The organism is Methylobacter sp., assembly GCF_004322395.1.
Taxonomy (GTDB): domain Bacteria; phylum Pseudomonadota; class Gammaproteobacteria; order Methylococcales; family Methylomonadaceae; genus Methylobacter_A.
Map to the genome: position 1 here is coordinate 1 of NZ_SCTW01000076.1, position 10,775 is coordinate 10,775.

At 46.9% G+C, this 10,775-nt stretch carries 12 protein-coding genes and 1 pseudogene; 5 read left to right on the forward strand and 8 right to left on the reverse strand.

What is annotated here, in order from left to right:
- The 4 genes and pseudogenes from EPO18_RS11180 to EPO18_RS11195 form a co-directional block, all read left to right on the forward strand.
- Positions 1 to 192: pseudogene (locus EPO18_RS11180) on the forward strand (multicopper oxidase domain-containing protein); the annotation flags it as partial.
- Positions 193 to 200: 8 nt separating this feature from the next.
- Entirely contained in the window at positions 201 to 851 is a 651-nt protein-coding gene (locus EPO18_RS11185; RefSeq protein WP_292433449.1) for a cupredoxin domain-containing protein, read from the forward strand.
- 27 nt (positions 852 to 878) lie between these two features.
- Positions 879 to 1,955 carry a glycoside hydrolase family 17 protein gene (locus EPO18_RS11190; RefSeq protein ID WP_292433450.1) on the forward strand — a complete coding sequence of 359 codons (1,077 nt, stop codon included), beginning with the start codon at positions 879 to 881 and terminating at the stop codon, positions 1,953 to 1,955.
- Positions 1,956 to 2,245: 290 nt separating this feature from the next.
- Positions 2,246 to 3,406: a D-alanyl-D-alanine carboxypeptidase family protein gene (locus tag EPO18_RS11195; protein WP_292433451.1), complete on the forward strand. Its 1,161-nt coding sequence runs from the start codon at positions 2,246 to 2,248 to the stop codon at positions 3,404 to 3,406.
- Positions 3,407 to 3,566: 160 nt separating this feature from the next.
- On the opposite strand, the gene EPO18_RS11200 is transcribed toward EPO18_RS11195, so the two are convergent.
- The gene (locus EPO18_RS11200; protein ID WP_292433452.1) at positions 3,567 to 4,403 is read right to left on the reverse strand and encodes a metallophosphoesterase; all 837 of its coding nucleotides are present in this window, start codon (positions 4,401 to 4,403) and stop codon (positions 3,567 to 3,569) included.
- A gap of 197 nt (positions 4,404 to 4,600) precedes the next feature.
- On the opposite strand from EPO18_RS11200, the gene EPO18_RS11205 reads away from it, so the two are divergent.
- Positions 4,601 to 6,466 (forward strand): methyl-accepting chemotaxis protein, encoded by a 1,866-nt coding sequence (locus EPO18_RS11205; protein ID WP_292433453.1) that lies wholly within the window; start codon positions 4,601 to 4,603, stop codon positions 6,464 to 6,466.
- Between the two features lie 121 nt (positions 6,467 to 6,587).
- On the opposite strand, the gene EPO18_RS11210 is transcribed toward EPO18_RS11205, so the two are convergent.
- The 7 genes from EPO18_RS11210 to EPO18_RS11240 form a co-directional block, all read right to left on the reverse strand.
- Positions 6,588 to 6,797 (reverse strand): hypothetical protein, encoded by a 210-nt coding sequence (locus tag EPO18_RS11210; RefSeq protein ID WP_292433454.1) that lies wholly within the window; start codon positions 6,795 to 6,797, stop codon positions 6,588 to 6,590.
- A 33-nt stretch (positions 6,798 to 6,830) separates the two neighbouring features.
- Positions 6,831 to 7,271 carry a hypothetical protein gene (locus EPO18_RS11215; protein ID WP_292433455.1) on the reverse strand — a complete coding sequence of 147 codons (441 nt, stop codon included), beginning with the start codon at positions 7,269 to 7,271 and terminating at the stop codon, positions 6,831 to 6,833.
- A 107-nt stretch (positions 7,272 to 7,378) separates the two neighbouring features.
- Positions 7,379 to 7,702 (reverse strand): CopG family antitoxin, encoded by a 324-nt coding sequence (locus EPO18_RS11220; RefSeq protein ID WP_292433456.1) that lies wholly within the window; start codon positions 7,700 to 7,702, stop codon positions 7,379 to 7,381.
- Positions 7,689 to 7,982 carry a toxin gene (locus EPO18_RS11225; RefSeq protein WP_292433457.1) on the reverse strand — a complete coding sequence of 98 codons (294 nt, stop codon included), beginning with the start codon at positions 7,980 to 7,982 and terminating at the stop codon, positions 7,689 to 7,691. Before EPO18_RS11225 ends, EPO18_RS11220 begins: the two co-directional genes overlap by 14 nt.
- A 442-nt stretch (positions 7,983 to 8,424) precedes the next feature.
- Positions 8,425 to 9,063, reverse strand: coding sequence for a hypothetical protein (locus tag EPO18_RS11230; RefSeq protein WP_292433458.1), 639 nt, complete (start codon positions 9,061 to 9,063; stop codon positions 8,425 to 8,427).
- 133 nt (positions 9,064 to 9,196) lie between these two features.
- Positions 9,197 to 9,619: a hypothetical protein gene (locus EPO18_RS11235; RefSeq protein ID WP_292433459.1), complete on the reverse strand. Its 423-nt coding sequence runs from the start codon at positions 9,617 to 9,619 to the stop codon at positions 9,197 to 9,199.
- 85 nt (positions 9,620 to 9,704) lie between these two features.
- A complete protein-coding gene (locus tag EPO18_RS11240) occupies positions 9,705 to 10,610 on the reverse strand; it encodes a hypothetical protein (RefSeq protein ID WP_292433460.1) in 906 nt (301 codons plus the stop codon).
- Between the last annotated feature and the right edge of the window lie 165 nt (positions 10,611 to 10,775).

Genomic DNA, 10,775 nt, shown 5'->3' on the forward strand with positions numbered 1-10,775 from the left:
GTATTCAACAAAGATTACTATGCCAAAAAACAAGCGGTCTGGGGTGAAGGCGATTTTGCGCCGCTATTAGGTGAAGCCGGATTAATTGCGCCTGATTATGTTCATATCATTATTTTTGGCTTGGCCGCAGGCTTAGCCTTAGGACTGATTATTTTTGTTGCGCTGGCTTATAAACGGAAACAAAAACCATGAGATTTTTAGTGACACTCCTATTAATGCTGGGATTGTATTCCCACATGGTACTTGCGGAAGAAACCATGGCAATGATGCATCACGGCAGCATGATGATGGATGAAAAAGGCATGATCATGAATGCCAATAGCGACAATCTGCCCAAAGACTGCCCAAAGATTTCAGGCGACGTCAATATCACCATTCATGCCGGTCAGAAACACGCATTGAAATTCCCCGGAAAAATGTTTGCGTTCGACAATCAGGAATGGGACGTTAAGCCCTGCTCCCGAATCAACATCACCTTTATCAATGACGACCAGATACGCCATCAATTAATGATTCACGGCTTGCCGGGTTATTTATACCCTCAAGGCATGTTCCATCTGGAACTCTACGGTCAAGGCGAATTGAAGGCCTCACTGATCGTACCCAGCCAGAAAAAAACCTACCTCGTGCATTGCGAATTGGCGCAACACATGGAAAAAGGCATGAAGGCGCAATTGAAAGTCGATGGCGGCGACGTTGATTTACCCAGTATTCCCGGCATCAGCAAGCCGGTCAAAGCCGATATTTATCCGGTAGATTGGGGACAAGCAACTTGGGCAGTATTGTTTGTTTGTGTGTTGATAGGCTGTGTTGTGCCGTTTTTTGTTATAAAAAATAAATCCTTAGAATAACCCACGGCTTCTCATGTAGGGCGTGCCGTGCGCGCCAAAAAATTAAAAGATTATTTCAGCACCGGAAAAGGCGCGCATGGCGCGCCTTACTCGCCCAACATAATCATTGCTGTCGAAGGTCTTATGAAACAGTTATTGTCACTCATTGTAATTTCTATAATGTTAGTTGTTTGCCAGAACGCATCAGCGCGCGAAAAAACAACAAAACCCGCAAAGAAAGATGTATTGCAATGCGCTGCCTTCAGCCCCTATGTAGGCAAGCTCACCCCCGATTACGGCGCTCAGCCGTCCAGAGAGTTAATTGATCAATTGCTGGATAAATTAATCAAAGAAACCCCTTTTCGCTGCATCATGACTTACGGAGTCATGAATGGCTTGGAATATACCTTCGCTGCGGCCGAGGCCCGGCATATTAAAGTGATTGCGATCATCTGGCTCGATAATGACATAGCCGTCAATTCAAGATCCATAACTGCGGGCATTGAAGCGGCAAAAGCCTTTCCCAAAACCATCATCAAATTAAGCTGCGGTTCCGAAGTAAGAACCCGTCATGACTATGCCTTTGATGGCGAAATCAGCCGTTGTATAAGCGCTCTGCGCGAGGCAGGCGTATCCCAACCCATCACCACCATAGATACCTGGTGGGAATGGTGCAACCGCGTTTCGCCGTGCCACATAACCAATTTCGGCGCGCAAGTCGATTGGATAGGCATTAATGTTTTTCCGTGGTGGGAAAACAAATATTCAGACGTTCTTCCCTGCACGCCGGCAAACAAAGCGGCTGATTTTCATATCGCACGGATTGAAAAAGTACGCCAAACCTATCCCGGTAAAGAAGTGGTCTTGACTGAATTCGGTTGGCCGAACGGCCCCGAAGGCAGCATTGAAACCAATAAGTTCACCCAGCAGCGTTGCGGCGTTGCCAGCAAGAAAAACCAAGCGTTGGTCGTCAAATCAACCTTTAAAAAATTGGCCGAAAAAAGCTGGAGCGGCACAGTATTCGAAGCGTTTTCAGAAACCTGGAAGCCTGGCGAAGAAGGCAACTTCGGCGGTTTCTGGGGAATTTGCAAAGGTGAGCCGCCTTATACATGCACACGTTTTTAGCGCATAAATGTATCAAACTCAACGGCGTACATCACGCACAATACGGCTCATTATCCAGCACATGCTGCAACTCTAAAATATGATTATTCATTACAATCGTCGCAGTTTATAATTTACAGACTTAAAATTTACACTGCGTAGGATGTGCTGGATCTAGTGAGGCGCATCACTCGCGAATAACGCGCCTTTTTCTACATCCTACCGCACTCATGTGGTTTAACTGTCACTCGGACAGTGGTCGAATAATGCGCGTTCTTCCTTTGACCATTGATTTTCGAGAACAGCTTTAAATGACAAAAGTTAAACTAGCGCTACTTATTTTAAATGCCGTATGGCTGTTTTCAGTGTCCGGGGCCAGTTATGCTCGCCATGCAGCGATCATAATCGATGCTGATAACGGTAACGTATTGCATGAAGTAGAAGCGACTCAGTCATGGTATCCCGCCTCGTTGACCAAATTAATGACTTTGTATATGACCTTCGACGCGTTAAAGGCGGGGCAAATTCACCTGCACGACACATTAACCGCATCGACTCACGCATCGAAACAACCAAACAGCAAACTGGGCTTAAGACGCGGTGAACATTTAACCGTCGAAGACGCTATCCTGGCCATTATTACCCGTTCAGCAAACGATGCTTCTGTAGTTCTTGCCGAACATCTGGGCAACACGGAAGAGAACTTTGCCGTTAATATGACCGCCAAAGCGCATTCATTGGGCATGTATAACAGTCATTTCATGAACTCAACCGGTCTGCCCAACAATTGGCAAGTGACCACATCCAGGGATATGGCCGTTCTGGCCTGGAAAACACAACGAAATTTCCCCGAGTATTATCATTATTTCGCTGCGCACAGCTTTAATTTCAGAGGCACAGAACTACGCGGCATCAACAAATTTACAGCCAATTATCCCGGTGCAGAAGGCATGAAAACAGGATTCACCTGCGGCTCAGGTTTTAACCTGATCGGCGCGGCGCAACATAACGGCAAGCGCTTGATCGGCGTAGTCATGGGCGGCATGACCAGCAAAGAGCGCTATCAGTTAATGATGCAAAAAATGGATACGAGTTTTGCTAACTTGACCTATATCGATCCGGCAAAAAATATCAATACCATGTCAACCGGCTCGGCAGGCAGTCCGCCGTATCAACTTGATTGCGGCGATGGAGCCGCTACGCATTCAATACCAGCCTCAATTCATAACTATAAACCCAGGCACAAAAATATCAGCCGGATCAAGGCTAGAAGCAGGGGCGTTAATAAAATTCAGCATAAAGCAGCTCTGAGCCCAAACAAAACCGGTAGGACTATTGTCGTAAAAACTCGGCTTAAACCCGCTACTCAAGCAAAAGCTACTAAGCTTAAAAGCACAAACTTTCATAAACCTAAAACCACCGTTAAAACTGTCAACAAAACGAAGAGCTCAGAAAAAGTTGCACTTCATTAAATTTATTTATAAGCCCAATGAGGACGGGGCTCTACTGAGCTTATAATTTCGCCACTTTTTTCGGTTTTTTAGGTAGGGTAACGCCGCGTACCCTACGGTGAATTACAAAAACCCGAAACATTAAAATATTCCTTATTTATTAAACGCCGGAATCTAATTGCTATGCCGCCAAGCTTGGGTTTACCAATTCCAACACCGCGATTTCCGGATAACAATTAAACCTCACCGGCAAAATTGCCCAACCGATCCCCCGGCTTATAAAAAGCGGAGTTCTAGGCGTGGCGATAAGACCGCTGGAATAGGCTTTGTTTTCTACAGGCAACCTGGGAGCGCCTAGAAAAGGTATTACGACCTGCCCGCCGTGAGTATGACCGCTTAATACCAGAGACAACGGCGTTTCAAACTCCGTATCGACCGAATCCGGGTTATGCGACAGCAGTATCCGGCAGTCGTTTTGATCCGAGCTGGAAAAAGCCTTGTCGATTTTTATCTGGTCCTCCCAAAAGTCCCCCGCTCCGCCAATCAGAATTCTTTCGCGGCCTTTATAAATCGGCTTGCATTGATGGCGAATATTCTGCCCCGATCTTTCCAGCCAATACAAAGACCTGTCGGTATCGGCCCAGTGATCATGATTGCCCAATACCGAATAAACGCCGTGCTTTGCACTTAGCTTGGATAAAATGGGCCATACTTTGTCGATTTCTTCAAGCGTATTCCGTTCGTGAACATAATCTCCGGTGCATACGATAGCGTCCGTGTTTAAGCTGTTTGTCCGATGAACTATCTGTTCGACAAACGACGATGAAACCAAAAAACCCAAATGTATATCCGTCAGGTGCGCAAGCATAAACCCGTGGAACGAAAGCGGCAGATTAGGAATTGGAATCTTATACCGATTCACCTGTACGATGTTTCTTTCGATAAATACAGGATAACTTCCTGCGAAGACAAGGGCGCTACCTGAAAGCGCTGATTTAAGAAAAGATCGTCTGTTCATAGAAAAAATCCTGTTTAAGATAATAGATAACCTCGATGTTCCTCTACCAAACTAGGTGACCAATATGCCTAGCAATTTAGCAATCACACTCATCCGCTTTACATAATCATAAAATACGGGTAGCTTCCTTCTCAAAAGTTCTTTCAGGCTTTTGGCTGAGTAGCTACAGAATAATAACTTTTATCGGGAGACGTATAATGCTACTTGAGCGATTGTCATTTAATCAAAAAATCATCACATTAGTAGTTTTCCCTCTGTTCGGATTATTGTTTTTATCTGCGTTAATCCTTTCACAGCAATTTAAAGCAATGTCGGCAGCAGATAGAGTAAGCGAACTGGCTACATTTTCATTCCATGCCAGCGCTTTGGTACATGAGCTGCAAAAAGAACGCGGCATGTCTGCCGGATATATAGGCAGCAAAGGCCAGCAGTTTCAACACGAATTACAAGATCAGCACCTATTAACCGCGCGTAAATTAACCGACTTGCAAGAAAACCTACAAACCCTGGATATTCAGTCCGATCCGGGCATAGCAGAAGCCCTGGATAAGGTTTTGGGCAAACTGGAACAATTAGAGAAAATGCGTAAGGATATTATCGGGCTATCCGTACCTGCCGCCGAAGCGATTGGCTATTATTCGGATGTTAATGCGCAATTTCTGGATATTATTTCCTATTTGCCGCGGCTGAGCCTCGACACCGCCATGAGCAGGCAATTATCGGCTTATGCCAATTTCCTTAAAAGTAAAGAACAGGCCGGTATTGAACGCGCCGTTTTGTCGAATACATTTGCCTCAGACCATTTCGGGCCTGGCATGTATAAAAAATTAGTCGGCTTGATTGCTATCCAAGACACCTATATGAATGTGTTTTTATCATTTGCGGATCAGGCGGCACAGCAGCTCTATCAGCAAACTGTCAATGGTGAATATGTCGACGAAACTCAGCGCATGCGTGAAATCGCACTCAAACAAGCGGATCAAGGACTGTTCGCCGTTGATGCAAAATATTGGTTCAAAATGCAAACCGGCAAAATTAATTTGCTGAAAAAAACCGAGGATCACTTGGCCTCATTATTTTTTGCAAAAGCCGATACATTAAAATCGCAGGCCCAAACATATTTAACCCTGATCAGTGTTTCGGTCAGCGGCTTATTGTTTTTGGCATTGAGTTTGTTCTTTGTCTTGCGCAAGGATATTGCCCGCCAATTGGGCGGCGAACCTTCTGTGGTATGCGGAATGGCTCAGACTATTGCTGAAGGCCATTTATTGCAGCATAAGGATCACGAACAGCATAACGGTATTTTTGCCGCAATGCGCATGATGGAGTCAAGACTAAGCGGAATCATTAAAACAATACACAGTTGCGCCCAACAGATTTTGGATGCTGCGCAAGAAACCAGTTCAGCCGCCGGTTCGCTTAGCCAAAGCACCTGCCAACAAGCTGCCAGCATAGACCAAACGACCACATCGGTCGATGAATTACGCAGCTCTATAGAGCATAATTTCGCCAATGCAAAAACCACTGAAAAGATCACTCAAGCCTGTGCGGAATCGGCCCAACAAGGCCATCAGGTGGTTGAGGAAGTTGTGGAAGCCATGGATAAAATCGGCCAGAAAGTCACTTTGATTGAAGACATTGCCTATCAAACCAACATTTTGGCGCTAAATGCCTCCATCGAAGCGGCCAGAGCCGGCGTACATGGCCTGGGGTTTTCAGTGGTTGCTACCGAAGTTCGTAAGCTAGCCGGACGCAGTCACGATTCGGCCGAAGAAATTCGCACTTTAATTACGGAGTCAGAGCTGGTTACACACAAAGTCCAACAGTTGTTTACCAGCATGTTGCCGGACATTTTAAAAACCGCCACGCTGGTTCAGGAAATCAGCACCGCATCAAATCAGCAAGCCGACTCAATCAAACAAATCAGCGAGGTGATGAAGCAGCTTGATGAGGTCACCCAACGTAACGCCGCCGCATCGGAACAATTATCGGCAACGGCCCACATGCTGAACGATCAGAGCCGTGTACTAGACCAGGAAGTTGGTTTCTTCAAATTAGGCTGACGGTCCGGGCGCATCAATCCGAACTGCTTCCAGAAAATGTTGGCCTTTGGGTTTGGGCATTTTACGCTCCTGTTGGTAGTCGTGTAGGGCGCACTGGCACCATTTACGAATACTGGGCTATTTAAAAGCATTCTAATAGACAATCCATTTCGGGAATCAAAATATACAGTACCGTGGAAATCAATAAGGGATGCGCTGCACCGCCTCTACCGGGCTTCATGATTCTTTCGTTAATAAATAGCAACACTTGAATGTCGAGCATAAACGGCATACGTTCCGTGCCGATCAAAATCAACTTAACCTGCCTCCATTGATTGCTACGCGACTTCATCGCGCAACGCCCACTCGACTATAGGGTTATGGATCACGCTACCTTCCTCAGCTTATCTAGCATTTTGTGGCATGCGAGATATAGTAAGCGATCCATATCTTTTGCACCAAACATAGGCTGAAATCCGAAAAGTGCCCGCCACGTAAACAATCGTGAAAGATACTCACGCCAGCTCAGCTTTTGTGTCACTGAATAAGTAAGCTTCGTCTTCTTCGATTTAAGGTAGTACAGCCGAAAAGCCACCGTGACTTTCGGGCGCCAGAAAATTGGAAAGCCAATCTCTCCCAACGAGATATCCCAATAGTCGCCTGACTGAAATGAGGGAATCAGGACATCCAATCCGAGGTCAGCGGATGTAGGTGCAGTCACTTCTCTAGCAAGAGGCAACGAAAATATTTCCTGCAATGTGGTGTGGATCGACGTATCAAAGTTCTCGTCACCGAACACTCCCCGCTGATCTAGGTATCTCTTCATATCCTTTCTTGGCACCACAGCCAGGGTTCCAAGAAATACTCTCGGCCTTTTGCGTTGCAAGAATCTAGCTAGCGCTTAAACCTCTTGAATGAGCCACAACGCCGAAGCTAACCGGAACGGCGCTTGTCGGCGCGTCCGGTTGAGCGCGTAGTTAGGCGCGAGGGTTTCTCAATCAGACGGCCAGAGACATATTTATGCAACACACTGGCGATAAACGTCTGGTATGGGATGCCTTCCTCCAAGGCTCGTGCCTGAATATCCATTAGGTCGGGGGAAGATAACCGGATATTGATTCGTCTATCCTTGATAAAGGTTGCGGTAGCTGCCGCCTTGAATTTGGTTAAATCAGCTTTAGTAGGGGAAGTGGATTTAAACTCTCCCTTTTCATAAGCGGCCAGGAGATTTTCCTCGTAGTCATCAAGTTTTTTCATCAGAGTTATTCCTCAACAAGTAGTTACGGGTGGCCTTTCTGCTTGGAATTACGGTCTTCAGAAAGAAGTAGTCCGGTTCTTCAACATAAGGCACCAAGTAAACATAACCATCCAGCGCCACGACTAGGACGGACTGATTGGGATATTTTTCCAGGTTTGGGTGACTCAATTCATCCAGCAAACCGTCCGCTTCGATCGCAAGAACTATTTCCTCGAAAGAAATGTTGCGCTCTATTTTCAGCGTTTCGTTTTTTTCGTGGTTCCAACGGAATGGTTTCATGTTGCCATTCTATATCTATGTATGCCTAATGTCACCTTTTTTGCTTCCGCTTATGGCGTTGTTAGCAATTCGATTGCGGCTGAGTTTCAGCCGTGTAGCCGTGTAGGGGGCGCACCGCGCACCATTTACGAATGCCAGAAGACTGAATTCTAATGGACAATTCATTTCGGGAATCAATATTTACAGTACCGTTGAAAATCAATAAGGGGTGCGATGCACCCCCTACACGGCTTGGTGTTTGATAGTTCGCGGAGCATAAGTGGATTCCTACAAGACGGACGGGGCATGTTGCCCATATGCGCCAACTTAAGATTAAACACATCAAATCACGCTGGCAGTGAATTTATTTGACAGTTTCAGCCAGCTTGCAGCTTCGGATGGTAGTGTCTGCAATACTCGACGGCGTGGGCGCTCCATGAGAACCTTAAAACAATCCGACTGATTAGCATGCCACCGCTCCCGTGTGCACCAGCGCCCAGTGAGCTTGATGAAACTCGTAGATCCAGACGCTGCAGTCGGGTTCGTCGGGCACTATGCCGAACCGGTAAATGCAAGCCCCGCCACCGACGACCTCTACATTCAAGCGGCGAATGTCGTCTGTGTCGAGATCGGGTGTGCCCGCGAGCATGGTCGCTTCCACGGGCACCGACGGCGACAGAATTCGGCCAGTGTGGAAGAAGTACAAGCCACGCGTGGTTCTCTCAAACACACGCTGATACGTCGTTACTGGGACATGGAAGGCCAAGCCCGTGCCCGTCTTTCCACCCTCTAACACCTGAACCTCGCGTGCAGTGGCGAGAAATGACGAGCGGAGTTTGGCCTTGCGTTTGATCGTCTTGTACGCGCCGTCGTCCCAAAGTGCCTCGGAAGCAGGATTCTGCTTCCCAATCTGCACGCTGATGTAGAAGCGAATGTCCTCGTCGTCAGAGGACGCCCCATTATTGCACACACTGCACGCTGGTACCGTCCGTAACTGCGCATTCACAGCCCCTTTGAAGAAGCACTTCGGGGGGACGTGATCCACGGTGTCGGCCGGTCTCACGCCGCAGATGACGCAGATTTCGCTCTTTGGCGGTTGCATGTGCGCAAGCCTTCTAACGTAGAGCTAACCGGGCGCGGCCCGGAAAGCTGAAAAATAAAACCGCATTGTAACCGCGCTCCGGTTGAGCGCAAGGTTGGGCATAGACCACAGAGAAATCGCGGCCTGTCTATTATTAAAGCTGCTCTCTAAGCTGCTTTACGTAAAACTCAACTAATGTGGCTGGAGATTCTCCTTCTAAAGTAATACACCCATGGGTTGGCGGCAATCCATGCCTGCCGATGAGTGTTGTATCAATAATCAATCCTGCGTCTTGTTGATTAAATTTTAAGGAACACTCGTTGCTATTGCCGTTTGATGGTTTCTGTACCGTCATGTAAACGATGGGCTGCGTGGTTGAAATATTCTCTGGTGATGCCGGAAAAATTGCAATATTTAGTCCTGAGTTAGGAAAACTGTCCTTGGCAGACTTCAAACGGGTATAAATTTCTTCTTTCATGAACAGGAAAATAATCTCTGTAAAAGATGACTCATTGCCTTTTTTACGTCCAGCTTCATCTGTAGGTAAGCTACTCAATTTCTGTTCCCACTTTTTCATTCAATTACTCCTTACGAAATATGTCTAATAGATGCCCAGCGTCCCCTGCACCGCAGGGTTGGGCGTCAACGTGCGGCACCTGAGGCTAAAAGAGTTTGTCTTCATTCTCTTCAAGGCGGACCTGTTGATACATTGTCAAGCTGGGTCCAAGGTGCTTCCGTTCAGGACTCGGGAGATTGTTGAACTCGGCAGGATGGTTTTGAGTGTCAAAAATCCCACCGAACGACCTCCAGCTTTTGTTCCACTCCAATGCCCAAAACCATGGGCCATTGGCATTCGGGGCGCACCGTATGACAGCCTTAAAAAATCCGTTTGCTGTCACGATGTTTAGTGGTGTTTCCCAAGCTTCGACTCGTTGTGCCATTTCTTTGATCCGTACGTTCCCCCAATCCAAGTGCGGGTAGCTACCACCAAACCACCAATGCTCGTGGGGTAGCAATCTTGTGCCTTCTGCGACCGTCGGGTCATCAGAAGTGATCAGTGAAAAGAACCCCTGAATGTGCCGAAATGCCAATAACTGAACGTATGACGGATCGAGTTGAGGAGGCCCGACCAGACCAAATTGGGCGCTGATATTTCCTCTAGCTATCTCGATAGATTTCTCAACGGAAGCATCTTTGACTAGTTTGCCCTGTTGAATTGGATGAAAATCCGTCGCTGCCTTTCTATTAGCAAGAGCGTTCACGTTTTCATCAACGCGGCCTGGAGAGGTGAATAGCGAAACGCTAGAAATGTGTCTCTCGGCTTCAGCTTTCTCTTTGTTGCATTCAACGCATGCACGGAAGATGAAATTGAATGCTCTTCCGCCATCAAGCGATCCATCCGGGACAAAGGATCTACCAATCAAATGTTCTTTATTCCAGGCAACATCGCCTGTGCAAACTGGTCTATGACAATACAGGCAGTACTGATTTGATAGAGCATCGACCTTATGGAACCAAGTGACAGGCTGGTTTTCCTTAAAGCGAAATGGCTTGCTTATATGGGTCATTGGTCACTACTCAGCTGCTTTTGACGCCCAACGTAGAGCTAACCGGGCGCGGCACGGAAAGCTGAAAGATAAAACCGCATTATAATCGCGCTCCGGTTGAGCGCAGGGTTGGACAGGTTTCATAAAGGCTCATATTTTTCATCAAAAAACTTAAATTCATTCAGC